Source organism: Pseudomonas sp. TR47 (assembly GCF_044143025.1).
Classification (GTDB): domain Bacteria; phylum Pseudomonadota; class Gammaproteobacteria; order Pseudomonadales; family Pseudomonadaceae; genus Aquipseudomonas; species Aquipseudomonas putida_E.
Window position 1 is genome coordinate 77,050 of record NZ_JBHFCS010000003.1, and the last position, 24,864, is coordinate 101,913.

A 24,864-nucleotide genomic window follows, 5' to 3' on the forward strand; every position below is an offset into this window, starting at 1 on the left:
GCTTACAGGCTCATTTGTGGTAAGGGTGCCCGGACAACACGGTCCAGGCGCGGTAGATCTGCTCGCCGATGAGTATCCTTACCAACGGGTGCGGCAGGGTCAGCGGCGACAGCGACCAGCGTTGCTCGGCGCGCGCACAAACCTCAGGCGCCAGCCCTTCCGGGCCGCCCACCATCAAATTCACCGTGCGCGAATCCAGCCGCCAGCGGTCCAGCTCGGTCGCCAATTGCTCGGTACTCCAGGGCTTGCCATGGACCTCGAGGGTGACGATGCGTTCCCCGGGCTGAACCTTGCTCAGCATGGCCTCACCCTCCTGACGAATCAGGCGGGCGACGTCGGCATTCTTGCCACGGGTGTTCAGCGGAATTTCCACCAGCTCCAGCGACAGCTCCTGGGGCAGGCGCTTGGCATATTCATGCCAGCCTTCCTCGACCCACTTGGGCATGCGCGAGCCGACCGCGATCAGGCGCAGACGCACGACGCTTCCTTATTCCCGGTCTTTGAGCTTGTCGGTGAAGTAGTCGCTGGCGTTTTCCGGGCTGTGGTGCTTGGCATCGGCGGCGCGGCTCTGCTCGGCACCCAGCCACAGGCGTTCCAGGTCGTAGAACTGGCGGGCAGCGGCGGTCATCATGTGCACGATGACGTCGTTCAGGTCCAGCAGTACCCAGTCGCTGTCGCCCTTGCCTTCTTCGCCCAGCGGCTGCGCACCTTCTTTCTTGACCGCTTCACGGACCTTTTCCAGCATCGCGTTGATCTGGCGATTGGAGGTACCGGTGGCAATGATCATGTAGTCGGTCAGGCTGTGCTTCTCGCGAACGTCGATGACCTGGATATCCTGGGCCTTGACGTCTTCCAGCGCGCTGATGGTCAGCTTGACCAGTTCTTCGCCATTGATTTTCTGCTTGCTCATATAAAACTCGTTCAACTCGTTGGATGAGGCGCCCACAGGGCACCGTCAGTTAGGCGCACGATACAGTTCATGCGCCTCGATGTAGGCCAGTACGGCGTCCGGCACCAGGAACCTCACCGACCTGCCGCTGGCCAGCAGCTGTCGGATCTGTGTAGCCGACACCGCAAGCGGTGTCTGCCAGACGAACGAAATACTACCCGCCGGGCCGGACATGGCGGTGGGATCGCTCTCGGAGCGCGCGGCCAACAGGTTGCGCAGCTCGTCAGGGGGTTCAACGTCGGCATCCGGGCGTTGCAGCACCAGGATGTGACAGTGTTGCAGCAGTTCTTCCCAGCGGTGCCAGCCAGGCAAGCCGCAGAAGGCATCCCAGCCCAACACCAGAAACAGCTGGTCAGCAGCGCCCAGTTCGGCGCGGACCGACTCCAGCGTATCGATGGTGTAGGACGGTTTGTCGCGCTCAAGCTCGCGGGCATCCACGCTCAGGCGTTCGACGCCTTGCACGGCCCCACGCACCATCGCCAGGCGATCTTCGGCCGCCACCTGCGGGGTGTCGCGGTGTGGCGGCCGGGCATTGGGCAACAGGCGCATCTCTTCCAGCCCCATGAACTCGGCGACCTCAAGCGCGCTGCGCAGGTGGCCGATGTGCACGGGGTCGAAAGTACCGCCAAGAATGCCGATGCGCCGGACTGCCTGGGCCTTGCTCAACTCAGCAGGACTCCTGGCCGCGCAGTTGGCCATCGCCGATCACTACGTACTTCTCGCAGGTCAGGCCTTCCAGGCCGACCGGGCCGCGGGCGTGCAGCTTGTCGGTGGAAATACCGATCTCCGCGCCCAGGCCATACTCGAAGCCGTCGGCGAAGCAGGTCGGGGTGTTGAGCATCACCGATGCCGAGTCCACCTCGGCCATGAACTGACGGGCCTGGCCCTGGTGTTCGGTAATGATCGAATCGGTGTGATGCGAGCCATAGTGGTTGATGTGCTCGATGGCCTGGTCCAGGCCATCGACCACACGAATCGACAGGATGGCGTCGAGGTACTCGGTGTGCCAATCGTCTTCGCTGGCCGGCTTGGCCTCGATCAGCGCACGGGTACGCTCGCACCCGCGCAGTTCGACGCCCTTTTCCTGGAAACGGCGGGCCATTTCCGGCAGGAAACCTTCAGCCACACGCTGGTCGACCAGCAGGGTTTCCATCGCACCGCAAATACCGTAACGGTAAGTCTTGGCGTTGAAAGCAACGCGCCAGGCCTTGTCCAGGTCCGCGTGCTCGGCAACATAGACGTGACAGATGCCGTCCAGGTGCTTGATGACCGGCACACGGGCATCGCGGCTGATGCGTTCGATCAGGCCACGGCCGCCCCGCGGGACGATGACATCGACAAACTCAGGCATGCTGATCAGCGCGCCAACCGCCTCACGGTCGGTGGTCTCGACCACCTGAACCACGGCGGCCGGCAGGCCGGCCTCGGCAAGGCCACGCTGAATGCAGGTGGCGATGGCGCGGTTGGAGTGAATGGCCTCGGAGCCGCCGCGCAGGATGGTGGCGTTGCCTGACTTCAGGCAAAGGCTGGCGGCATCGATGGTCACGTTCGGGCGCGATTCGTAGATGATCCCGATCACCCCCAGCGGCACGCGCATCTTGCCGACCTGAATACCCGACGGGCGATAGCTCATGTCGCGGATGGCGCCGACCGGGTCTGCCAGGCTGGCCACCTGGCGCAGGCCGGTGATCATGCCGTCGATGCGCGCAGGGGTCAGGGCCAGGCGGTCGAGCAGGGCAGGCTCCAGACCGTTGGCACGGCCGGCGGCCAGGTCCTGTTCGTTGGCTGCGGTAAGCTCGGCACGCGCGGCGTCCAGTGCATCGGCAGCAGCCTGCAGGGCGCGGTTCTTCTGCGCAGTGCTGGCGCGGGCGATCACCCGGGAGGCCTGGCGAGCGGCGCGACCCAAACGGGTCATGTAGTCAAGAACGGACTCAGTCATGGGTTCGGTGTCTTGGCGAAGGGGAAATCGGCTGATTATAACTGCCGCGCAGGTATACGCCCAGCGGCGGGTGGCGGATGGTAGAAAATGGCAGACAAGAATCTGTAGGAAAGATGTAACCGGCCTTATCGAACTGTCTTGGTTCAGCCTCGATTAAGCCAATCGTTGCTATCATCCGCGCCTGACCACGACGAACCGCCAGCATGCCAGACACGACCCCCTGCCCTGCCCGCGCCTTGCCCGACAGCTTCTTCGACCGAGACGCCCAGACCCTGGCCAAAGCCCTGCTGGGCAAGGTCATCCGCCATCGGCATGGCGACCTGTGGCTGGCCGCACGGATCATCGAAACCGAGGCCTATTACCTGACTGACAAGGGCAGCCATGCCTCGCTTGGCTACACAGAGAAACGCAGGGCGCTGTTTCTCGATGGCGGGCATATCTACATGTATTACGCCCGCGGAGGTGACTCGCTCAACTTCAGCGCACACGGCCCGGGCAATGCAGTGCTCATAAAGTCGGCCTACCCCTGGGTGGACGCCCTTTCCGGTGCCAACAGCCTGGCGCAAATGCAGTTGAACAACCCCGACGCCAGCGGCAAGCTGCGCCCAGCCGAACGCTTGTGCGCCGGCCAGACCCTGCTCTGCCGGGCCTTGGGCTTGAAGGTAGCGCAGTGGGATGGCCAGCGCTTCGACCCTGAACGCCTGTACGTCGAGGATTGTGCCATCACCGTGCCCAAAGTGGTCCAGGCCGCGCGCCTGGGTATCCCCCATGGCCGCGATGAGCACCTGCCGTACCGTTTCATCGACGCCGAATACGCCCGCTTCTGCACCCGGAACCCGCTGCGCCGGGGGCAAGTCGAAGGGCAAGACTTTTTCATTCTCAAACAAGGAAGCTGAAACATGGGCCAATGGCTCGACAGCCTGACCGGCTGGCTCAGCGCCAACCCGCAGTGGCTTGGCGTGGCAATTTTTCTGGTGGCCTGCATCGAATGCCTGGCCATCGCCGGCATCATCGTACCTGGTACGGTACTGCTGTTTGCCGTCGCGGTATTGGCCGGCAGCGGCACCTTCAGCCTGGGCGAAACATTGCTGCTGGGGTTCCTCGGTGGCCTGCTCGGTGACGCCCTGTCTTACACGATAGGCAAGTACTTCCACCAGAACATCCGCCGCCTACCCCTGTTGCGCCACCACCCGGAATGGATCGGCAGCGCTGAAACCTACTTCCAGCGCTACGGCATCGCCAGCTTGCTGGTTGGCCGTTTCATCGGCCCGCTGCGGCCGATGCTGCCGATGGTCGCGGGCATGTTCGACATGCCGTTGCCGCGCTTCATCGCGGTCAGCGTGCTGGCCGGTGCCGGCTGGTCGGTCGCCTACCTGTTGCCGGGCTGGGCTACCGGGGCGGCCATGCGCCTGCCCTTGCCGGAAGGGTTCTGGCTGGATGCAGGCATCATCGCCGGCGCCCTGGCGGTGCTGATCGGGCTGAGCCTGAACAGCAGCGTACGCGACCAGCGTCACGGGACGCGGCTGATCGCCGGCTTGAGCTTTCTGGCATTGGCCGGGGTGTTTCTGGGATGGCCGTATTTTCATGAGTTCGACCAGGGCGTGATGACCCTGGTGCAGGAGCATCGCAGCCAAGCCTTGGACGGCACCATGGTGCTGGTAACCCGCCTGGGCGATTTCCGCACCCAGCTGTTCCTGGGCGGGCTGCTCACCGGCCTGCTGCTGCTCGCCCGACAATGGCGGCATGCACTGTTCGCCGGTGGCGCCTTGATGGGTACGGCAATTGCCAATGGCTCGCTGAAATGGCTGTTCGCCCGGGCGCGACCGGAGGTGCTGACCGACCCCTTGACCAGTTACAGCATGCCCAGCGGCCATAGCTCGGCCTCTTTTGCGTTCTTCCTGGTGATGGCGGTGCTGGCCGGGCGTAGCCAGCCGCCACGCATGCGCCTGACCTGGGTGATGCTGGGGTGCATTCCGGCGTTGGCGATTGCCCTGTCGCGCGTTTACCTGGGAGCGCATTGGCCGACCGACATCCTGGCCGGAGCCTTGCTGGCCTGCTGCGTCTGCGCGCTCAGCCTGACGCTGGTGCAATATCGCCAGCCGCTCAATGCATTGCCACAACGCGTATGGTGGCTGGTATTACCGGCGTGTATCGCGTTGCTGGCTTTCTTTGCCCTGTATGCCTTGCCGCTGGCCCTGGAGCGTTACCAATATTGACGCTGCCTGTACAGCCCTATCGCCGGCAAGCAGGCTTGCCGGCGATAGGGCCATAAAGGCAACCACCCTCTATCAGGCAAACAACTCACCCTGAATCCGCTCCAGCAGCCTCTGGATTTCTGCCAGCCGCTGTGACGGCGAGTCGATCGCCAGCAAGTCCAGCTTGTCCTCTTCCATGAACGGCAGCAGATAAGCCAGCTGGTTGGCCAGTGCCTGGCGCCCCGCGACGTCACGGGGCATGTCCAGTGCCTCGACCATCGGGTGCTCACCCAACGCCACCAGCAGGGCCAGCAGGTCATCGTCCTGATCGGTCAGCGGGCTGTCCGCCTGCTCCGCCAGCCAATGTACCTCGCCCAGCAGCAACTGGTCTTTCTGCACCTCGGTCTGACCCAGCTCGAAGCGCCGCACACCTTCCACACGGATACCCAGCAAGCCGTTGTCCTGCTGGACAAAATCACGGATCAGCGCCTCGCACCCGATCGATGCAACCACAGGCGGCGCCTTGCCGACCTGCTCGCCTTCGACGATGCACACCACACCAAAGCCTGTGCCCTGCTTCATGCAGCGGCCAATCATGTCCAGGTAGCGGGCTTCGAATATCTGCAAATCCAGCAGGCAACCGGGAAACAACACAGTATTGAGGGGAAACAGCGGTAGCGTCATCACAACTCCTCAAGCCACCAGGCTGACCGCCAACGGCAGGAACACCGCCGTGGCCACCCCCATCAGGCTCATCGCCAGTGCGGCAAACGCGCCGCACTCGTCACTTTCCTGCAAGGCCACCGAGGTACCCACGGCATGCGCGGTCACGCCCAGGGACATGCCGCGCGCCTCGGGGCTATGCACACCAAAACGGCTCAACAGCGCAGGGCCGAAAATGGCCCCGATCACCCCGGTGATCAACACGAAGACCGCCGCCAGGGCCGCCACACCACCAATTTGCTCGGCCACAAGCATGGCAATCGGTGAGGTCACCGACTTCGGCGCCATGGTCATCAGGATCATGTGTTCGGCGCCGAACCACCAGCCCAGCAACAGGCAGCAGAGCGTGGCGAACAGGCCTCCGATTACCAGCGTAGTAAATGTCGGCCAGAACAGCTGACGGATACGCCGCAGGTTGAGGTAGAGCGGCACGGCCAAGGCCACCGTGGCCGGCCCCAGCAGGATGTTCATGATCTCGGTGCTCTTGCGGTACTCACGGTAGTCGATACCACAGACCAGCAACACACCGATCACCATGACCATCGACACCAGTACCGGCTGCAGGAAGATCCAGCGGGTTTTCTCGTAAGCTGCTAACACCACCTGATAGGCACCCAGCGTAATGCCAATGCCAAACAGCGGATGGTGGACAACCGCATCGAGCGCGCCCTGCCAATCGAGGATCATGGCTGCTCCCCGCGCTTGCCCTGGCGATGCATGAGTTTCTGCATCAATACGCCGACAAAGACCAAGGTGGCCAGGCAGGAGATCAGAAGCGCGCCGGCGATGGCCCAAAAGTCTGCAGCGATATCCTTGGCATACACCATCACACCCACTGCTGGCGGCACCAACAGTAGCGGCAGGTAACGCAACAGACTGCTCGCCGCCTCGTTCAACGGCTTGCCGACCTCACCGCGGGCCATGAGGAACGACAACAAAAGCAAAAGGCCGATGATCGGCCCGGGCAGTATCGGCACCAACAGATGATTGAGCGCCGTACCCAGCAGCTGGAACAGCACCAGCCAGGTCAAACCACGCAACAGCATAAGGATCTCCTTTCGGCCATGCCGGCCATTATAAGCACGCGCAAGGCTATGGGCGGATATTCGCCCTGATGCTGGCAACTTGACTGTAATTGTTCGCCGTGCTGATCTTGCACACTCGTACCAAATGACAACTTGGAGAGTCGCGATGCCCTATGTACCGGTTACCGAGCTTTCGCAGTACGTTGGAAAGGAACTGGGACGTTCCGACTGGCTGAAGATCGACCAGCAACGCATCAACCTGTTCGCTGAGGCCACGGGCGATTTTCAATTCATCCATGTCGACCCTGACAAAGCGGCCAAGACACCCTTTGGCTGCACCATTGCCCATGGCTTCCTGACCTTGTCGCTGATTCCAAAGCTGATGGAAGACATACTGGTGCTGCCTGAAGGCCTGAAGATGGTGGTCAATTACGGGCTCGACAGTGTGCGTTTCATTCAGCCGGTGAAAGTCGGCAGCAAGGTGCGCCTGAAGGTGGATCTGGGTGAGGTGACCGAGAAGAAACCTGGGCAGTGGTTGCTCAAGGCTACCGCGACACTGGAGATCGAAGGCGAAGAGAAGCCGGCCTATATCGCCGAGCCGCTTTCGCTCTGCTTCGTCTGATCTTTTTTTGGGGGTCGCCACGCGGCCCCTGCCATGGCTGTCTCATCCGCCCCATTGTGCGGCATACTCGGCATAACTTTTGCCCGGATTCGGCCATGCGTGCTCTGTTGCCTCTCACCCTGACCCTGATGCTCGCTGCCTGTGGCGATGGCGAATCGCTGTTGCCACCGGATGCGCGCCTGCCCGACGGCGGTCGCTACAGGGGCCAGGTGGTTGACGGCTTGCTGCAAGGCGAAGGGCGCATCGACTATCCCAACGGCAGCTGGTACGCCGGCGGCTTCAAGGATGGCCAATGGCATGGTCAGGGCGAGTGGCATGGCAGCAATGGCGAGGTCTATCGCGGCCAGTTCGCCGCCGGCCTGTTCCAGGGCGTGGGCGACCTGACCACCCCCGGCAGCCACTATGCAGGCACCTTCAGCCACGGCCGTCGCGACGGCGAAGGTACGCTCAAGCAGGCGGACCAGACCTACCGCGGCCAGTTCAAGGACGATCAGTACCATGGCGCGGGTGAGCTCGAACTGGCGGACGGCAGCCGTTACCAGGGCTTGTTTGCCAGCGGCAAGCCCAATGGTGCCGGCGTACGCAGCGATGCCAGCGGCAATCAGTTCAGTGGCCGTTTCGTCGACGGTCTGTTGCAGGGCAGCGGCACCTACGACAGCGTCGATGGCGAGCAATATATCGGCGAGTTCAAGGACAACCGCCTGGAAGGTCGTGGCCGCTATGAAAACGCCGAAGGCGATGTCTGGATCGGCGAGTTCAAGGACGGCTCGCTGCTTGGCGAGGGGGAAATGCTGGGCAGCGATGGCAGCCACTACAAGGGCAGCTTCGTCGACTGGCGCCTGGCCGGCCAGGGCAGCCTGCAACTGCCCGATGGCAGCCGCTACGTCGGCGGTTTCGAAAACGACGCCTACCAGGGCCAGGGTAAACTGACCCTGGCCAGTGGCAAGGTGCAAAGCGGTTACTGGGTCAATGGTGTGCGCGTTCGCGACCACAACGGCAAACTGCTCCCCGACCCGCTGGAACTGGCCCTGCTCAATCAGGGCAAGCTACTGGATGAGGCGCTGGCGCGCGTACCGCGCTCCGCGCCGCCCATTGAGCTGTATAGCCTGGTGGTCGCTGGTGACGGCCAGCAGAGTGTATTTCTGCGCGAGGCCGACTACGTCAGCAATCTTTTGAAGGTGCGCTTCGGTGCCCACGGCCAGATCACGCTGGTCAACCACCGCGACCAGATGTCCACACGCCCCATGGCAACCCGCGAGAACCTTACCCGCGCCGCCCGCACACTGGCTGAGCGCACCGGCCCGCAGGACCTGGTGTTCATCTACCTGACCAGCCATGGCAGCCAGGACCACCAGTTGGTATTCGACCAACCACGCCTGCAGCTTGCCGACCTGTCCGCCGACGAACTGGCCAGCGCCTTGGCGCCGCTCAAAGAGCGCGACAAGGTGATCGTCATCTCCGCCTGCTATTCAGGGGGCTACATCGCCCCGCTCAAAGATGAGCGGACGATCATCATGACTGCCGCACGGGCGGACAGGGTGTCATTCGGCTGCTCGGAAGAGGCCGATTTCACCTATTTCGGCGAGGCTCTGTTTGCCCAAGCGCTGAACCAGACCGACGACCTCGAACAAGCGTTCGAACTGGCGCGCAGCAGTGTTGCCGAACGGGAGCAGAGGGAAGGTTTCGAAGCCTCCGAGCCACAGATCTGGGCACCACCAACCGTACTGGCACATTGGCAACGCTTGCGCCAGCAGCAAGCTGAAAAAGCCTTACGCAATGCCGCACAAGCGACTTCGCAGGGGCAGGAAAAAAGGCCAGCCCCGCACTAGACTTGTGTGTAACACAGGAGAGACATCATGTACTTGACGCCTCAGCATGTCCTGCTTGCCGGAGCCACGGGCCTGACGGGTGAACACCTGCTTGACCGCCTGCTCAACGAGCCCACCATCAGCCGCGTTCTGGCACCCACCCGCCGCCCCCTGGCCGAACACCCACACCTGGAAAACCCGGTCGGTGACCCTGCGGTGTTCCTACCGCAACTGGCCGGGCGCGTGGACATCGCTTACTGCTGCCTGGGCACTACCTTGAAGCAGGCCGGCTCCGAGCAGGCGTTCCGCGCCGTCGACCTGGACATGGTGGTGGCCTTCAGCAAGCGTGCACGGGAGATGGGGGCGCGCCACCTGCTGGTGGTCAGCGCCATCGGCGCCGATCCCAAGTCGTCGATCTTCTACAACCGGGTCAAAGGTGAAATGGAAGAGGCGCTCAAGGCGCAGGATTGGCCGCAACTGACGATTGTCAGGCCTTCGCTGCTGCTGGGTGAGCGCATTGCGCCGCGCTTGGGCGAACGGCTGGCTTCCCCGTTTGCGCGGTTGATGCCGGGCAAGTATCGGGGCATCGAAGCCTGCACATTGGCGCGGGCGCTATGGCGCCTGGCGCTGGAGGAAGAGGACGGGATTCGGGTTGTCGAGTCGGATGAGCTGCGTAGATTAGGCAAGAAATAGCGCCCGCCTGAACGGCCCTGTCGCCGGCAAGCCGGCGACAGGGCCGTTACAGACCGCCAGTGGCCTGGAAGCCGATCCCGGCAGCCGTCAGCAACGATAATGGCAGCAGCAGGGTATCGAGCAGCATGCTCCCAGGCAGGTCCAGCCGCGGATACGCCGGCGCCTGAGCCCCGAAATGATCCTTGGGGCAGCACCCGCCATTGATCACGTACAAGTCCAGCCGGGTGCCGGCATACACCACCGGCGCGCCCGGCTTGTTGGCATCAAGCGTGCGCACCGTGGCACAGCCGTTGAGCAACAGGACGGCCAGCATTGCAGGCAACGTGCGTTTCAATCATCCGCCCCAAGATGATGCTCCCCCCAGCGCGGCAACATGTCCTGCGGGATGTTCAGCAGGTTCAGAATGCGCGCCACGACGAAGTCGACCAGGTCATCGATGGTCTGCGGCTGGTGATAGAAGCCGGGCGCCGCCGGCAAGATCACCGCCCCCATCTGCGAGAGCTTGAGCATGTTCTCCAGATGGATGGTCGAGAATGGCGCCTCGCGCGGCACCAGGATCAGCTGGCGACGCTCCTTGAGGGTCACGTCGGCGGCACGTTCGATCAGGTTGTTGCAGGCCCCGGTGGCGATGGCCGACAAGGTGCCGGTGGAGCACGGCACCACCACCATGGCCCCCGGTGCGCCGGAGCCCGAGGCCACCGGCGACATCCAGTCCTCCTTGCCATACACGCGGATCTGCCCATAGGCAGCACCGGTGTACTCGGTCAGAAAGGCCTGCATGGCCTGGGGCTTGGGCGGCAGCAGCACGTCGGTCTCGGTGGACATCACCAATTGCGCGGCCTTGGAGATGAGAAAATGCACCTCACGGTCTTCGCGCACCAGGCAATCGAGCAGACGCAAGCCATACTGCGCGCCGGAGGCGCCGGTCATGGCCAGGGTGATGCGTTCCGGCCCGCTCACTTCAGGGCCTCGGCCAATTTGCCATGCAGGCCGCCAAAGCCGCCGTTGCTCATGATCACCACGTGTGTGCCCGGCCGCGCCTGGCCCTTGACCCGCTCGATGATCGCTTCGAGGCTGTCGGCGACCACGCTCGGCACCTTGCACTGCGCCGCAGTCGCCGCCAGGTCCCAGCCCAGGTTGGCTGGCGCATACCAGACTACCTGGTCGGCATCGTTGACGCTTTCCGGCAGGCCGTCACGGTGCGCGCCCAGCTTCATGGAGTTGGAACGAGGCTCGATGATGGCGATCACCGGTGCCTCGCCCACCCGCTTGCGCAGGCCGTCGAGGGTGGTGGCGATAGCCGTCGGATGGTGAGCGAAGTCGTCATAGATGGTCACGCCCTGAACTTCTGCGACCTTCTCCATGCGCCGCTTGACGCTCTTGAACGCGCTCAGGCCTGCAATGCCCATGGCAGGCACCACCCCCACGTGACGGGCAGCGGCCAATGTTGCCAGCGCGTTGGCAACGTTGTGCTGGCCGGTCAGGGCCCAGTCCACAACGCCTTGCGCTTGCCCCTCGAACAGCACTTCGAAGCGCGAGCCGTCGGCACTGAGCAAGCGCGCCTGCCATTGGCCACCCTCGCCGGTGGTCTGCACTGGCGTCCAGCAACCCATGCCGATTACCCGCTCCAGCGCCTGTTCGGTGGTCGGATGGATCACCAGGCCTTCGCTCGGAATGGTGCGCACCAAGTGATGGAACTGGCGCTCGATGGAGGCCAGATCCGGGAAGATGTCCGCATGATCGAACTCAAGGTTATTAAGAATCGCAGTGCGCGGACGGTAGTGCACGAACTTCGAACGTTTGTCGAAGAACGCGCTGTCGTATTCGTCGGCCTCCACCACGAAGAACGGCGTATCGCCCAAGCGTGCCGACACCGAGAAGTTCTGCGGCACGCCACCGATCAGGAAGCCGGGGCTCATGCCGGCATGCTCCAGGACCCAGGCCAGCATGCTGCTGGTGGTGGTCTTGCCGTGGGTACCGGCCACGGCCAGCACCCAACGCCCCTGCAGCACATGGTCGGCCAGCCACTGGGGGCCGGATACATAAGGCAGGCCTTTGTTGAGCACATGCTCCACCGCCGGGTTGCCCCGCGACATGGCGTTGCCGATCACCACCAGGTCCGGTGCCGGGTCCAGCTGGGCCGGGTCATAGCCTTGGGTCAGCTCGATGCCCTGGGCCTGGAGCTGGGTGCTCATCGGTGGGTAGACGTTGGCGTCCGAACCGGTCACACGGTGGCCGAGTTCTTTGGCCAGCACCGCCAGCGAACCCATGAAAGTGCCGCAAATACCGAGAATATGAATATGCATGGTCGACCTCGCAAAACTTCGAGGCAGGGTAGCCCAGGGCGCGGGAAATCGCACTCGCTGTTTCGCTCAGACGCCCCTGGCGATGCCGTGTTTGCGCAGTTTGCGATACAAGGTATTGCGGCTGATACCCAAGTGCTCGGCGACACGGGTCAGGTGCCAGCGGTTTGCCTCCAGTACGGATAACAGGGCCTGGCCCTCCGCCTGTAGGAGCGGCCTTGTGTCGCGAAAGGGCTGCGAAGCGGCCCCCGCAAACTGGGCAGCGCTATCGAAATCCTGGGGCCGCTCAGCGGCCCTTTCGCGACACAAGGCCGCTCCTACAGGGCTGGAGGTGTTGCGCACGATTGCGGGCAGATCCGCAAACGCGACATGACAATCCTCACACAATGCCACCAACGTACGCAGCACGTTGCGCATCTGGCGCACATTGCCCGGCCAGGCAAAATCCAGTAGCGCCTGGCGGGCGCTTGGCTCGATTTCAATGGCCTGGCCTTGCGCTTCCTGTCGCAACAGGAAATCCAGCAACTGAGCCTTGTCACTGCGCTCACGCACCGCCGGCATCGTCACTTCCAGGCCATTGAGCCGGTAATACAGGTCCTCGCGGAAGGTGCCCTGCTCCACCCGCTCAAGCAGGTCGCGGTGGGTAGCACTGACGATCCGCACATCGACCGCTTGCGGCTCACCACCGATCGGCACCACCTGACGTTCCTCCAGCACCCGTAGCAGACGGGTCTGCAGCGCCAGCGGCATGTCACCGATCTCGTCGAGCAACAATGTGCCGCCATCGGCCTGCAGCAGCTTGCCGCGCATGCCTTCCTTGCGCGCCCCGGTAAAACTGCCGCCGCGGTAACCGAACAACTCGCTCTCTATCAGGCTTTCGGGAATCGAGGCGCAGTTGACTGCCACGAACGGCTTGCCGCGCCGCTGGCTAGCCTGGTGCACTGCCTGGGCGAAGGCTTCCTTGCCACAACCGGTCTCGCCCGACACCAGCAGTGGCACATCACGCTCGAACACCCGCAGCGCACGCCGGAAGTCACCCTGCAGTGCCGGGTCCATCAGACAAATGCCGGGGGCAGCCTCTGGCCGGGCTTCGGGCAAACCCGCCGGCACCGCCCACACCGGTGCCTTCGCCTGACCGCGCAAGCTGGCAAATACCTGGCGACCATCACGTGTATACAGCGGCCAGGCCGGGCTGCCATTGGGCATGGCACGGCTGAAGAGCTCATCATGGTTACAGGCAAAAAACATTTCCAGCGGCTTGCCCAGCACCCCGCCACGGACGGTGCCCAAGAGGTTGAGGGCGCTCTGGTTGGCCGCGCAGACACGGCCATCGGCGTCGAACGCCAGCAGCCCTTCGCTGAACAACCCCACCGACTCGGCCTGCAGATGGAAGCGCAGCAACCATTGCTGCTCGAAGTGGCGCAGGAAGTAACAGCTCTCGATCATCTTTGCCGAAAGGTTGACCAGCGCCATGGTATGAAACTGGCTCTGACGCGAGACATCCGGCCTCGCCGATGACACATCGAGCACTGCCAGCAGCTCGCCATGCGGGTCGAAAACAGGGCTGGCCGAACAGGTCAGCCCGGTATGCCGACCGCGAAAGTGTTCGTTCTGATGGATCGTCAGCGCCTGGCGCTCGACCAGGCAGGTGCCGATGCCGTTGGTGCCTTCGCGCGCCTCGCTCCAGTCAGCGCCCAACCACAACCCTGCACGCTCGAAAATGCGCCGTTCGCTGGGTGCGGTGACACAATTGAGGATGACACCGCGCGCATCGGTCAGCAGTACCGCGTGCCCGGCACCTGATAGCTGCTGGTGCAGGCTGTTCATTTCATTGTCGGCGATTTTCAGCACCTGGTTCAGGCGCTCACGGCTTTCGAGCAGGCGGCCGTGCTCCAGCACGACCGGCGCTGCAAGCACCTCGGGATCAAGATGATAGTCCTCCAGGCATCGCAGCCAGGATCGGGCAATCGACGGGTCGCTACCCGCACCGCCGGCTTCGCCGTGGGCAACGGTATGCACTTGCTGGGCATGCCGACTGAGGTGGTGGCTCTGCATTGGTTTTTGTTCTCCGCAGATAGAGCGTCCTGCCAGCATCCTCCACCCGCCCGGGCTTTGCAATGCACCGCAATCAAGCGTGTCGCAAACGGTACAAAGTGTCACCCAGGCCGTGCCACTCCTGGGACAGCCCACTCTGCAGGCTCATCCAGAAACTGCGCAACCCCTTGATTCCAATGGCCCTCCCCACGCTGGCCCAACCTTTGCTCTACGCTTTCCAACTCCTCAACAAACACAATTAACCAGGAGACACACCATGCGTTATGCACATCCCGGTACCGAAGGCGCGAAGGTTTCCTTCAAGAGCCGCTACGGCAACTACATCGGTGGTGAATTCGTAGCTCCGGTCAAGGGGCAGTATTTCGACAACACCTCCCCGGTGAATGGCAAGCTGATCGCTGAATTCCCCCGCTCCACTGCCGAAGACATCGACAAGGCGCTCGACGCCGCCCACGCTGCCGCCGATGCCTGGGGCCGCACCTCGGTGCAGGACCGCTCCAACGTGCTGCTGAAGATCGCCGACCGCATCGAGCAGAACCTGGAAGTGCTGGCCATCGCCGAAACCTGGGACAACGGCAAGCCGGTCCGCGAAACCCTCAACGCCGACATCCCGCTGGCGGTCGATCACTTCCGCTACTTCGCCGGCTGCATACGCGCCCAAGAGGGCGGTGCCGCCGAGATCAACGAAAATACCGTGGCCTATCACATCCATGAGCCACTGGGCGTGGTCGGGCAGATCATCCCGTGGAACTTCCCGATCCTGATGGCCGCCTGGAAACTGGCCCCGGCCCTGGCCGCTGGCAACTGCGTGGTGCTCAAACCGGCCGAGCAAACCCCGCTGGGCATCACCGTGCTGGTAGAGCTGATCGGCGACCTGCTGCCGCCCGGCGTGCTCAACGTAGTCCAGGGCTATGGCCGCGAGGCCGGCGAAGCACTGGCCACCAGCAAGCGCATCGCCAAGATCGCCTTCACCGGTTCTACCCCGGTCGGCTCGCACATCATGAAATGCGCCGCCGAGAACATCATCCCGTCTACCGTCGAGCTGGGCGGCAAATCACCCAACGTCTACTTCGAAGACATCATGCAGGCCGAGCCGAGCTTCATCGACAAGGCTGCCGAAGGCATGGTGCTGGCGTTCTTCAACCAGGGCGAGGTATGCACCTGCCCGTCGCGGGCGCTGGTGCAAGAGTCGATCTACCCGCAGTTCATGGAAGTGGTGATGAAGAAGGTGCTGCAGATCAAGCGCGGCGACCCGCTCGACACCGACACCATGGTCGGCGCCCAGGCTTCACAACAACAGTTCGAAAAAATCCTGTCGTACCTGCAGATCGCCCAGGACGAAGGCGCCGAACTGCTGACCGGCGGCAAGGTGGAGAAGCTGGAAGGCGCGTTGGCGACCGGTTACTACATCCAGCCGACGCTGCTCAAAGGCAACAACAAGATGCGCGTGTTCCAGGAAGAAATCTTCGGCCCGGTGGTCAGCGTCACCACCTTCAAGGACGAAGCCGAGGCACTGGCCATCGCCAACGACACCGAGTTCGGCCTTGGCGCCGGTGTATGGACCCGCGACATCAACCGCGCCTACCGCATGGGCCGCGGCATCAAGGCTGGCCGCGTATGGACCAACTGTTACCACCTGTACCCGGCGCACGCCGCGTTCGGCGGGTACAAAAAGTCCGGCGTGGGCCGTGAAACCCACAAGATGATGCTCGACCATTATCAGCAGACCAAGAACCTGCTGGTGAGCTACGACATCAACCCGCTGGGCTTCTTCTAAGCGGTAAGCGGCAAGCTGCAAGCTGCAAGAAAAAGCGGATAGAACGCCGACCTGCTTTTTCTTCAGGCTTGTAGCTTGCGGCTTGTAGCTTGCATGGCTCGCTTCCTGCAGTACCCATCACCATCGGCCGGAACCCTTCCGGCCACCAAGAAAAAGAACAGGTGAAACTATGCCAAGCGATCAATCCTCCGGCGCACCGGCAGGCGCTTCCGTCGATTTCGAAAAGGTCGGTTCGGACTATTTCCAGCAACGTGAACTGAAAAAAGGCGCCGCCGGCTGGGTCCTGCTGGTGGGCCTGGGCGTCGCCTACGTGATCTCCGGCGACTATGCCGGCTGGAACTTCGGCCTCGCCCAAGGTGGCTGGGGCGGCATGTTCCTTGCCACCCTGCTGATGGCCACCATGTACCTGTGCATGTGCTTTTCGCTGGCCGAACTGTCCTCGATGATCCCTACCGCCGGGGGCGGCTATGGCTTTGCCCGCAGCGCCTTCGGGCCGTGGGGCGGCTTTCTGACAGGCACGGCGATCCTCATCGAGTACGCCATCGCTCCGGCAGCCATCGCGGTGTTCATCGGTGCCTACTGCCAGTCCCTGTTCGGCATTGGCGGCTGGATGATCTACCTGGCGTTCTACATCGTCTTTATCGGCATCCACATCTTCGGGGTCGGTGAAGCCCTGAAGCTGATGTTCATCATCACCGCCGTCGCCGCCATCGCCCTGGCTGTCTTCCTTGTGGGCATGGTGCCCCATTTTGATGCGGCGAACCTGTTCGACATCGCCCAGACCGACGCGGTCGGCGCCAGTAGCTTCCTGCCGTTCGGTTATGTTGGCGTGTGGGCGGCAATACCCTACGCGATCTGGTTCTTCCTGGCGGTAGAAGGCGTGCCGCTGGCGGCCGAGGAAACCAAGAACCCGAAACGTGACCTGCCACGCGGCCTGATTGGCGCAATGCTGGTGTTGCTGGCGTTTGCCCTGCTGATCCTCGTGGTAGGCCCGGGTGGTGCGGGCTCCGAAGCGCTCAAAGCCTCCGGCAACCCACTGGTAGAAGCACTTTCCAAGGCGTATGGCGGCTCCACCTGGATGGGCGGCTTCGTCAACCTGGTTGGCCTGGCCGGTCTGATTGCCAGCTTCTTCTCGATCATCTATGCCTATTCGCGGCAGATCTTCGCCCTTTCCCGCGCCGGCTACCTGCCGCGCAAGCTGTCCGAAACCAACAAGAGCAAGGCCCCGGTACTGGCCCTGATCATCCCTGGCATCATCGGTTTCGGCCTGTCACTGACCGGCCAGGGCGACCTGCTGATCCTGGTTGCAGTGTTCGGTGCGACGCTGTCTTATGTACTGATGATGGCCGCGCACATCACCCTGCGCATCCGCCGGCCCAAGATGGAACGCCCCTATCGCACCCCTGGTGGCATCTTCACCTCGGGCGTAGCCCTGGTGCTGGCATGCATCGCCGTGGTCGCAGGCTTTTTGGTCGACCCACGGGTGGTGATTGGCGCCGCAGTGATCTATGCAGTACTGATTGCCTACTTTGCGTTCTACAGCCGCCACCACTTGGTTGCGGGTACGCCGGAAGAGGAATTCGCCGCGATCCAGAAGGCCGAAGAGGCCCTGCACTGATTGCCGACACCTGCCGCGGGCACGCCCGCGGCACTCTGGAGATTCTGTATGGCAAGTTTCGTACACACGGTAGGCCACCTGGTCTACCGCTTCGACAGCCTCAAGGACGTGATGGCCAAAGCCAGCCCCGCACGTTCCGGGGATTACCTGGCTGGCGTTGCTGCCGCCAACGATGGTGAACGGGTGGCGGCGCAGATGGCACTGGCCAATATTCCGCTCAGCCACTTCCTCAGCGAAGCGCTCATCCCGTACGAGCAGGACGAAGTTACCCGCCTGATCATCGACACTCACGACGCCCAGGCCTTCGCCCCGGTCAGCCACCTCACCGTCGGCGGCCTGCGTGACTGGCTGCTCAGTGACGAAGCCGACGAGGACAGCCTGCGCGCCCTGGCGCCTGGCCTGACCCCGGAAATGGCCGCTGCCGTATCGAAGGTCATGCGCGTACAGGACCTGGTACTGGTGGCGCAGAAGATCCGTGTAGTCACCCGTTTTCGCGGCACCATGGGCTTGCGCGGGCGCCTGTCGACCCGCTTGCAGCCCAACCACCCCACTGACGAGCCGGCCGGGATTGCCGCCAGCATTCTCGATGGCCTGCTGTACGGCAATGGCGACGCCATGATCGGCATCAACCCGGCCACCGACAGCATCGCCTCGATCTGCGCCATGCTGGAAATGCTCGACGCCATCATCCAGCGCTATGACATTCCCACCCAGGCCTGCGTGCTGACCCACGTCACCACCTCGATCGAGGCAATCAACCGCGGCGTGCCGCTGGACCTGGTGTTCCAGTCGATTGCTGGCACCGAGGCGGCCAACGCCGGCTTTGGCATCAACCTCAACGTGCTTCAGGAAGGTTACGAGGCCGGGTTGTCGCTCAAGCGCGGCACGCTCGGGCAGAACCTCATGTATTTCGAAACCGGCCAGGGCAGCGCCCTGTCGGCCAACGCTCACCACGGCGTCGACCAGCAAACCTGCGAAACCCGCGCCTACGCCGTTGCCCGCCATTTCAAACCGTTTCTGGTCAACACCGTGGTCGGCTTCATCGGCCCGGAGTACCTGTACAACGGCAAGCAGATCATCCGTGCCGGCCTTGAGGACCACTTCTGCGGCAAGCTGCTGGGCGTGCCGATGGGGTGCGACATCTGCTACACCAACCACGCCGAGGCCGACCAGGACGACATGGACACCCTGCTGACCCTGCTGGGTGTGGCTGGGATCAACTTCATCATGGGCATCCCCGGTTCCGACGACATCATGCTCAACTACCAGACCACCTCGTTCCATGACGCGCTGTATGCGCGCCAGACCTTGGGCCTCAAGCCCGGGCCTGAGTTCGAGGCATGGTTGCAGCGCACCGGCATATTCACCCAGGCCGATGGCCGGGTGCGCTTCGGCGACAACCTGCCGCCGGCGTTCCGCCAGGCCTTGGCGCAGTTGGCATAGAGGTGACCATGGCCCATCAGACGCCCACCCCCGAAAACCCTTGGCAGGCCCTTCGCAGCCTGACCCCGGCACGTATCGCCCTTGGCCGTAGCGGCATCAGCCTGCCAACCGGCGCCCAGCTGGACTTCCAGTTCGCCCACGCCCAGGCCCGCGATGCCGTGCACCTGGCATTCGACCACGCGGCCCTGAGCGAACAATTGAAGGAACGCGGGCGTGACAGCCTGGTACTGCACAGCGCCGCCAGCGACCGCAACCAGTACCTGCAACGCCCCGACCTGGGCCGGCGCCTGAACGAGCGCTCGGTGGAACAGTTGCGCCAGCACGCCCAGACCTACCCTGGCGGCTGCGACCTTGCCATCGTGGTGGCCGACGGCCTCTCGGCCCTGGCCGTGCATCGCCACACCTTGCCGTTCCTGGCCCGTTTCGAGGAGCAGGCCGCCGCCGATGGCTGGACCAGCGCACCGGTGGTGCTGGTGGAGCAAGGCCGGGTAGCCGTGGCCGACGAAGTGGGCCAACTGCTGGGGGCGCGCATGACCGTGATGCTGATCGGCGAGCGCCCCGGGCTCAGTTCACCCGACAGCCTGGGCTTGTACTTCACCTACGCGCCGAAGGTGGGCCTGACCGACGCTTACCGCAACTGCATCTCCAACGTGCGCCTGGAAGGCCTGAGCTACGGCATGGCCGCGCATCGCCTGCTATACCTGATGCGCGAGGCCTGTCGCCGACAGCTGTCTGGCGTGAACCTCAAGGACGAAGCGGAGGTCCATACCATCGACAGTGAAAACACCTCTAATCAAAAAGGCAATTTCCTACTCGGTGAAGGGTAAAGAACATGTCACGGACGGCGGATTGCGCTTCTGGCCAGCATTGGGCAGCATGCGATTGAAAGCTGCTGGCATTCCGCTGTTTCCCAAATGGACTCTGAGGGCCGCACATGCGCATCATCAAGGCAACCCTGGAACACCTCGACCTGCTCACCCCGCTGTTCGTCCGATACCGCGAGTTCTATGGGCAACTGCCCTACCCGGACAGCTCGCGCAAATTCCTGGAAACGCGCCTCAAGCGCGACGAGTCGGTCATCTACCTGGCACTGCCGGACGATGACGACGCCAAACTGCTGGGCTTCTGCCAGCTCTACCCGAGCTTCTCGTCGCTGTCGCTCAAGCGGGTGTGGATTCTCAATGACATCTATGTGGCCGAAGACTCACGGCGCATGCTGGTGGCTGACCACCTGATCCGTGAAGCCAAGAAGATGGCCAAGGACACCCAGGCCGTGCGCATGCGGGTTTCGACCAGCGCCAACAACGAGGTGGCGCAGAGGACCTATGAGTCCATCGGTTTTCGCAAGGATACCGAGTTCGAAAGCTACATCTTGCCGATCAGCCAGGACTGATCAGTACTGGCCCGACCGTCGGCTGGCCGGCGATCGGGCCAGTACCGGCACCCTCAGTAACCCCCCGCTACAAACTCTCCGGGCATCCTCGCGACTTGGCCGTATAATGCCTGCTCCTGGCATGTCTGAAAATTTACCCTACCGCAAGTCCGCTCGCCCGTAGCTGCGGGTCAAGAACACAGGTGCTGTACATGGATTTCAACCCGCTGGACCTCATCCTGCATCTCGATGCCTACCTTGATCTGCTGGTCACCAACTACGGCCCCTGGATCTACGCCATCCTGTTCACCGTGATTTTCTGCGAGACCGGCCTGGTGGTAATGCCCTTCCTGCCGGGTGATTCACTGCTGTTCATCGCCGGCGCGGTGGCCGCAGGTGGCGGCATGGACCCGGTACTGCTGGCCGGCCTGCTGATGGCCGCGGCAATCATGGGTGACAGTACCAATTACGTGATCGGGCGAACGGCAGGTGAACGGCTGTTCAACAAACCCGATTCGAAAATTTTCCGTCGCGACTACCTGCAGCGCACCCATGAATTCTATGAACGCCATGGTGGCAAAACCGTGACCCTGGCGCGCTTCCTGCCGATCCTGCGCACCTTCGCGCCGTTCGTCGCTGGCATCGCCCACATGCATTACCCACGCTTCCTGGCCTTCAGCGTTGCAGGCTCGCTGTTGTGGGTCGGCGGCCTGGTGACCCTCGGCTACTTCTTCGGCAACGTGCCGTTCATCAAGCAGCACCTTTCGCTGATGGTGGTCGGCATCATCTTCCTGTCGCTGGTACCCATGGTTCTGGGCCTGCTGCGCGGGCGCCTGGGCCGCACCGCCAAGGCACACTGACGAACGCCATGTGGTCCTTCAGCGCCTGGCGGCGCAAGCGCACGCTGGCGCGCTACCCGGTCGATCCACAGCAATGGCAGGTGGTCCGTGAACGCCTGCCGATGCTCGACGGCATCAGCGACGACGAAGACCGTCGGCTACGTGATGCCTGCATCCTGTTCCTGCTCGACAAGCACCTGACCACCCTGCCCGGCGTCGAGCTGGATGACCAGCAACGCCTGTTCCTCGCCGCCCAGGCCCAGCTACCGCTGTTGCACCTGGGGGAACTCAACTGGTATCAGGGTTTTCACGAGATCATCCTCTACCCGGACGACTTCAAGAGCCCGCAGCGCCATCGCGACGCCAGTGGCGTGGAGCATGTCTGGGATGGTGAACACAGCGGTGAGGCCTGGCAGCAGGGCCCGGTGATCATGGCCTGGGCCGGGGTGCTGGCCAGCGGCGGCTGGGAAGCCTACAACCTGGTGATCCACGAGCTGGCGCACAAGCTCGACATGCTCAATGGCGATGCCAATGGCCTGCCACCGCTGCACAGCGACATGCAGGTTGAAGACTGGGCCACGGCCATGCAGCAGGCGTATGACGACCTCAACCGCCAGCTGGACGCCGACCCTGAAACGCAAACGGCCATCGACCCTTATGCGGCCGAAAACCCGGCAGAATTCTTTGCCGTCACCAGCGAGTACTTCTTCAGCGCCCCCGACCTCTTGCAGCAGGCTTATCCACAGGTGTACCGGCAACTCTCGCTGTTCTACCGCCAGGACCCTCTGGCGCGCCTGACGCGGTTGCAGGCCGAGCACCCGGACTACCGCGAAAGCCACGCCTGAGGCGCCCGCGCATCAGGTCGGGCGTGGCATGCCCTGGCCGAATGTGCCTATAATCGCCGCCACTTTTTTGATCAAACACGGGGGCACTGCCCAATGAGCTACAGCAAGATTCCGGCTGGCAAAGACCTGCCGAACGACATCTACGTCGCCATCGAGATCCCGGCCAACCACGCGCCGATCAAGTACGAAATCGACAAGGACAGCGATACCCTGTTCGTCGACCGCTTCATGGCTACCCCGATGTTCTACCCGGCCAACTACGGCTTCATCCCGAACACCCTGGCCGACGACGGTGATCCGCTGGACGTGCTGGTGGTTACGCCTTACCCGGTCGCCCCAGGTTCGGTCATCCGCGCCCGCCCGGTCGGCGTTCTGAACATGACCGACGACGGCGGCGGCGACGCCAAGGTCATCGCTGTTCCGCACGACAAGCTGTCGCAGCTGTACGTTGACGTGAAGGAATACACCGACCTGCCAGCACTGCTGATCCAGCAGATCGAGCACTTCTTCGCGAACTACAAAGATCTCGAGAAGGGCAAGTGGGTCAAGATCGAAGGCTGGGAAGGCGCCGACGCCGCCCGCGCCGCGATCACCAAATCGGTCGCTGCCTACAAGGGCTGATACCGGTTGCACCAAGCCCCGCCTCGGCGGGGCTTTTTTGTGCGCGCCCCGTAATGGTAAAAAATCCTACGCAGTCCTAATCCAGCGTCCTACCGTTAGGCGTTTTTCGTACACATCACGTCAACACCCGGTTCATATCCCTGCTGGCACCGCGCCGCTACACTCGGCTGCATGAAAACCTCCGGTGACCGCCTCAAGGCCCTCCTCCACGAGTGTGGCCTGACCCCTTCCGACTTCGCCGCCCAGCGCGGTGTGACGCCCCAGCACGTCAACAACTGGTTCAAACGCGGCGTTCCCTTGGCTCGCCTGGACGAACTGGCCGACCTGTTCTGCGTTCACCGGCGCTGGCTACGCTGTGGCGAAGGCCCCAAACACCCCAGCTCGATCCTGCGCACCTGCGCCCTGCCGCCCGCCTCGGACAATTCGCCCACCTCACTATCGACCCGGGCTACCCGGCTCTTGCAAGTGCCGTTTCAGCAAGTGCACGACGGCAAGCTGGTGGCTCTGGACGGCAAATACCTGCAACTCCCAATTGAAGCGCTGCAGGCCTTGGGCGTGGCAACAGAAAATGTCGTCTGCCTGGCCATGCCAAGCCAAAACATGGCGCCGTGGGTGCCACGCGACGCGATACTGGCCATTGACGTCAGCCAGACCCGGGTCAAGGACGGTGAAACCTATGCCCTGCTGCACAATGGCGCACTCAGGGTGAACAGCCTCAGCCTCGGCCACAAGGGCACCCTGTGCCTGCACAGCCATGACCGGCGCAACTACACCGTGGAACGCTTCACCCCTGCCCAGCGCCAGGCACAGCACTTGAAGATACTCGGCTGGGTTTTCCACTGGTCGCATTTTTGTCAGCAACGCCCCGAATGAAACACCGTGTGCCATTTTTTGCTGGGCATCCCGGGCAGGCCCTTGTATGCTACGCGCCACATTCAGCCCCGACCGGCGCAAGCCGCAGTCCAGAGGGCTCGGCAACGTTTCACACGAACGTTCGCCATCTCTTTCAGGCCCTTGATGGCCACACAGTTAAGGCGGTTGCGGCTTACCATAAATTAGCCGGAAGCGTCCCCGAGAAGCCGGCCACAAGCCGGCTTTTTAATGCCTGCTGTTAATGCATCATGCCCAACTCGGCATCATCCATCAGCGCCTTGGCCATGGCACTGAGGTAATGCGAAGCCCAGATCATCATGGGTTTCTCATCCATCAGGCCGATTATGGTCAGTTCCCGCACATACCCCATCAACTCCGACGCTTGCTCCCGGGCATCCTGGCATGGAATGCCGGCTTCGATGCGGAACAGTGGGTGGCTGTGGTCTTCACCTTGGAAGAAGGTGGTCTTGCCGACAGTGAATTTGGTCGTGTGAGTGGTCATTGCTCAATCTCCTTGAAATTTCCGCTGCCCGGCCTGGCCTCATCGCCGGCAAGCCGGCTCCTACAATGCCCGCAGCGCTGCTGAACCCTGTGGGCCGGCTCAGGCGGCAGATCATTTAAGCCTTAATGCAAGGTCCGAGGGCCTGTGGGCATCTGCACCTGGATCAGCGCCGATTCGAGCAAAACCCGTAGCGCCTCCATTTCATGCAGCGAGGTCATCATCAAGATCGATACCGGGGACTTGGGGTGCAGCAGCAGTGCCTGGTGCACCACGGTCGTGGCGCACAGCGCATAGTCCGTGGCCTGGATCAGGGTGTCTTCAAGGGAATGGGTATCGTGGGGCGGATCGGGGACAATTTTTAGCATGATGTAATCTCGTCTGTGTCCTGATGGACCACCACGACATCACTTGCATTTGATGGGTGGCGGCTACGTGCAGGTCTGCAAGACCGGACAGACGAGAACCGGCAGATCCGAAGATCTCCAGCACGCAGCCACCATTGGCCGAAGCTGCCGACACTAGGCACCTCGGATAGCGCTGGGATTCGTCTGCGGGCTTGCAGGCCCGGTCGCTGATTTGGCAACGACGGGCCCAGACTAGGCCGCAGAGAAAAGCAGCACAATGCCGAAAAGGCGGTAGCAAGCTATTTCAGAAATGGACTA

27 protein-coding genes are annotated in these 24,864 nt (G+C 62.8%); 14 read left to right on the forward strand and 13 right to left on the reverse strand.

All coding sequences use genetic code 11. From position 1 onward, the window contains the following. Positions 1 to 10 precede the first annotated feature (10 nt). From rlmH to ACEWE8_RS04475, 4 genes are read right to left on the reverse strand one after another with little or no spacing between them, the layout of a single operon-like run. Positions 11 to 478, reverse strand: coding sequence for a 23S rRNA (pseudouridine(1915)-N(3))-methyltransferase RlmH (gene rlmH / locus ACEWE8_RS04460; protein ID WP_008090421.1), 468 nt, complete (start codon positions 476 to 478; stop codon positions 11 to 13). A gap of 9 nt (positions 479 to 487) precedes the next feature. Beyond that, the gene (rsfS, locus tag ACEWE8_RS04465) at positions 488 to 910 is read right to left on the reverse strand and encodes a ribosome silencing factor (RefSeq protein WP_012312550.1); all 423 of its coding nucleotides are present in this window, start codon (positions 908 to 910) and stop codon (positions 488 to 490) included. 45 nt (positions 911 to 955) lie between these two features. Then, positions 956 to 1,648, reverse strand: a complete 693-nt coding sequence (gene nadD, locus ACEWE8_RS04470) for a nicotinate-nucleotide adenylyltransferase (protein WP_046785129.1) — start codon at positions 1,646 to 1,648, stop codon at positions 956 to 958. After that, the gene (locus ACEWE8_RS04475) at positions 1,617 to 2,888 is read right to left on the reverse strand and encodes a glutamate-5-semialdehyde dehydrogenase (protein ID WP_046785128.1); all 1,272 of its coding nucleotides are present in this window, start codon (positions 2,886 to 2,888) and stop codon (positions 1,617 to 1,619) included. Before ACEWE8_RS04475 ends, nadD begins: the two co-directional genes overlap by 32 nt. A gap of 203 nt (positions 2,889 to 3,091) precedes the next feature. On the opposite strand from ACEWE8_RS04475, the gene ACEWE8_RS04480 reads away from it, so the two are divergent. Then, positions 3,092 to 3,784 (forward strand): DNA-3-methyladenine glycosylase, encoded by a 693-nt coding sequence (locus tag ACEWE8_RS04480; protein WP_046785127.1) that lies wholly within the window; start codon positions 3,092 to 3,094, stop codon positions 3,782 to 3,784. Between the two features lie 3 nt (positions 3,785 to 3,787). Continuing rightward, a complete protein-coding gene (locus ACEWE8_RS04485) occupies positions 3,788 to 5,104 on the forward strand; it encodes a bifunctional DedA family/phosphatase PAP2 family protein (RefSeq protein WP_046785126.1) in 1,317 nt (438 codons plus the stop codon). A gap of 72 nt (positions 5,105 to 5,176) precedes the next feature. Here ACEWE8_RS04485 and ACEWE8_RS04490 read toward each other — a convergent pair whose 3' ends face one another. From ACEWE8_RS04490 to ACEWE8_RS04500, 3 genes are read right to left on the reverse strand one after another with little or no spacing between them, the layout of a single operon-like run. Continuing rightward, positions 5,177 to 5,767, reverse strand: a complete 591-nt coding sequence (locus tag ACEWE8_RS04490) for an LON peptidase substrate-binding domain-containing protein (protein WP_046785125.1) — start codon at positions 5,765 to 5,767, stop codon at positions 5,177 to 5,179. A gap of 9 nt (positions 5,768 to 5,776) precedes the next feature. Further along, the gene (locus tag ACEWE8_RS04495; RefSeq protein ID WP_046785124.1) at positions 5,777 to 6,493 is read right to left on the reverse strand and encodes an LrgB family protein; all 717 of its coding nucleotides are present in this window, start codon (positions 6,491 to 6,493) and stop codon (positions 5,777 to 5,779) included. Beyond that, positions 6,490 to 6,852 carry a CidA/LrgA family protein gene (locus ACEWE8_RS04500; protein WP_046785123.1) on the reverse strand — a complete coding sequence of 121 codons (363 nt, stop codon included), beginning with the start codon at positions 6,850 to 6,852 and terminating at the stop codon, positions 6,490 to 6,492. Before ACEWE8_RS04500 ends, ACEWE8_RS04495 begins: the two co-directional genes overlap by 4 nt. A gap of 145 nt (positions 6,853 to 6,997) precedes the next feature. Here ACEWE8_RS04500 and ACEWE8_RS04505 point away from each other — a divergent pair, with 145 nt between their 5' ends. From ACEWE8_RS04505 to ACEWE8_RS04515, 3 genes are all read left to right on the forward strand, one after another. After that, a complete protein-coding gene (locus tag ACEWE8_RS04505) occupies positions 6,998 to 7,453 on the forward strand; it encodes a MaoC family dehydratase (RefSeq protein WP_046785122.1) in 456 nt (151 codons plus the stop codon). A 95-nt stretch (positions 7,454 to 7,548) separates the two neighbouring features. After that, positions 7,549 to 9,282 carry a C13 family peptidase gene (locus ACEWE8_RS04510; protein ID WP_046785121.1) on the forward strand — a complete coding sequence of 578 codons (1,734 nt, stop codon included), beginning with the start codon at positions 7,549 to 7,551 and terminating at the stop codon, positions 9,280 to 9,282. A 27-nt stretch (positions 9,283 to 9,309) separates the two neighbouring features. After that, a complete protein-coding gene (locus ACEWE8_RS04515) occupies positions 9,310 to 9,954 on the forward strand; it encodes an oxidoreductase (RefSeq protein WP_012312540.1) in 645 nt (214 codons plus the stop codon). Positions 9,955 to 10,000: 46 nt separating this feature from the next. Here ACEWE8_RS04515 and ACEWE8_RS04520 read toward each other — a convergent pair whose 3' ends face one another. From ACEWE8_RS04520 to ACEWE8_RS04535, 4 genes are all read right to left on the reverse strand, one after another. Then, a complete protein-coding gene (locus ACEWE8_RS04520) occupies positions 10,001 to 10,267 on the reverse strand; it encodes a YceK/YidQ family lipoprotein (RefSeq protein ID WP_371316849.1) in 267 nt (88 codons plus the stop codon). Between the two features lie 17 nt (positions 10,268 to 10,284). Further along, positions 10,285 to 10,914, reverse strand: coding sequence for a flavin prenyltransferase UbiX (gene ubiX, locus ACEWE8_RS04525; protein WP_046785119.1), 630 nt, complete (start codon positions 10,912 to 10,914; stop codon positions 10,285 to 10,287). Continuing rightward, complete coding sequence (mpl, locus tag ACEWE8_RS04530) at positions 10,911 to 12,260, reverse strand: UDP-N-acetylmuramate:L-alanyl-gamma-D-glutamyl-meso-diaminopimelate ligase (RefSeq protein ID WP_046785118.1); 1,350 nt, start codon at positions 12,258 to 12,260, stop codon at positions 10,911 to 10,913. The genes ubiX and mpl overlap by 4 nt, the downstream gene beginning before the upstream one ends. A 66-nt stretch (positions 12,261 to 12,326) precedes the next feature. After that, on the reverse strand, positions 12,327 to 14,312 hold the full coding sequence (locus tag ACEWE8_RS04535) for a sigma-54-dependent Fis family transcriptional regulator (protein WP_046785117.1): 1,986 nt from the start codon (positions 14,310 to 14,312) through the stop codon (positions 12,327 to 12,329). Positions 14,313 to 14,568: 256 nt separating this feature from the next. Between ACEWE8_RS04535 and ACEWE8_RS04540 the strand changes: the two genes are divergently transcribed. The 9 genes from ACEWE8_RS04540 (at position 14,569) to ACEWE8_RS04580 (ending at position 23,700) form a co-directional block, all read left to right on the forward strand. Then, entirely contained in the window at positions 14,569 to 16,089 is a 1,521-nt protein-coding gene (locus ACEWE8_RS04540) for an aldehyde dehydrogenase family protein (protein WP_046785116.1), read from the forward strand. A 169-nt stretch (positions 16,090 to 16,258) separates the two neighbouring features. Then, positions 16,259 to 17,707 (forward strand): ethanolamine permease, encoded by a 1,449-nt coding sequence (gene eat, locus ACEWE8_RS04545; protein ID WP_039604782.1) that lies wholly within the window; start codon positions 16,259 to 16,261, stop codon positions 17,705 to 17,707. A 48-nt stretch (positions 17,708 to 17,755) separates the two neighbouring features. Beyond that, on the forward strand, positions 17,756 to 19,150 hold the full coding sequence (locus ACEWE8_RS04550) for an ethanolamine ammonia-lyase subunit EutB (RefSeq protein WP_046785115.1): 1,395 nt from the start codon (positions 17,756 to 17,758) through the stop codon (positions 19,148 to 19,150). Between the two features lie 8 nt (positions 19,151 to 19,158). Beyond that, a complete protein-coding gene (gene eutC / locus ACEWE8_RS04555; RefSeq protein ID WP_046785114.1) occupies positions 19,159 to 19,977 on the forward strand; it encodes an ethanolamine ammonia-lyase subunit EutC in 819 nt (272 codons plus the stop codon). 107 nt (positions 19,978 to 20,084) lie between these two features. Then, positions 20,085 to 20,543 carry an N-acetyltransferase gene (locus tag ACEWE8_RS04560; protein WP_012312531.1) on the forward strand — a complete coding sequence of 153 codons (459 nt, stop codon included), beginning with the start codon at positions 20,085 to 20,087 and terminating at the stop codon, positions 20,541 to 20,543. Positions 20,544 to 20,734: 191 nt separating this feature from the next. Next, the gene (locus tag ACEWE8_RS04565) at positions 20,735 to 21,382 is read left to right on the forward strand and encodes a DedA family protein (protein WP_012312530.1); all 648 of its coding nucleotides are present in this window, start codon (positions 20,735 to 20,737) and stop codon (positions 21,380 to 21,382) included. Between the two features lie 8 nt (positions 21,383 to 21,390). Then, complete coding sequence (locus ACEWE8_RS04570) at positions 21,391 to 22,206, forward strand: zinc-dependent peptidase (RefSeq protein WP_046785113.1); 816 nt, start codon at positions 21,391 to 21,393, stop codon at positions 22,204 to 22,206. A gap of 93 nt (positions 22,207 to 22,299) precedes the next feature. After that, positions 22,300 to 22,827, forward strand: coding sequence for an inorganic diphosphatase (gene ppa, locus ACEWE8_RS04575; RefSeq protein WP_003255365.1), 528 nt, complete (start codon positions 22,300 to 22,302; stop codon positions 22,825 to 22,827). A gap of 171 nt (positions 22,828 to 22,998) precedes the next feature. Then, positions 22,999 to 23,700 (forward strand): helix-turn-helix transcriptional regulator, encoded by a 702-nt coding sequence (locus ACEWE8_RS04580; RefSeq protein WP_046785112.1) that lies wholly within the window; start codon positions 22,999 to 23,001, stop codon positions 23,698 to 23,700. Positions 23,701 to 23,938: 238 nt separating this feature from the next. On the opposite strand, the gene ACEWE8_RS04585 is transcribed toward ACEWE8_RS04580, so the two are convergent. Next, positions 23,939 to 24,202: a DUF3077 domain-containing protein gene (locus ACEWE8_RS04585; protein WP_046785111.1), complete on the reverse strand. Its 264-nt coding sequence runs from the start codon at positions 24,200 to 24,202 to the stop codon at positions 23,939 to 23,941. A gap of 122 nt (positions 24,203 to 24,324) precedes the next feature. Continuing rightward, complete coding sequence (locus ACEWE8_RS04590) at positions 24,325 to 24,567, reverse strand: hypothetical protein (RefSeq protein ID WP_046785110.1); 243 nt, start codon at positions 24,565 to 24,567, stop codon at positions 24,325 to 24,327. Between the last annotated feature and the right edge of the window lie 297 nt (positions 24,568 to 24,864).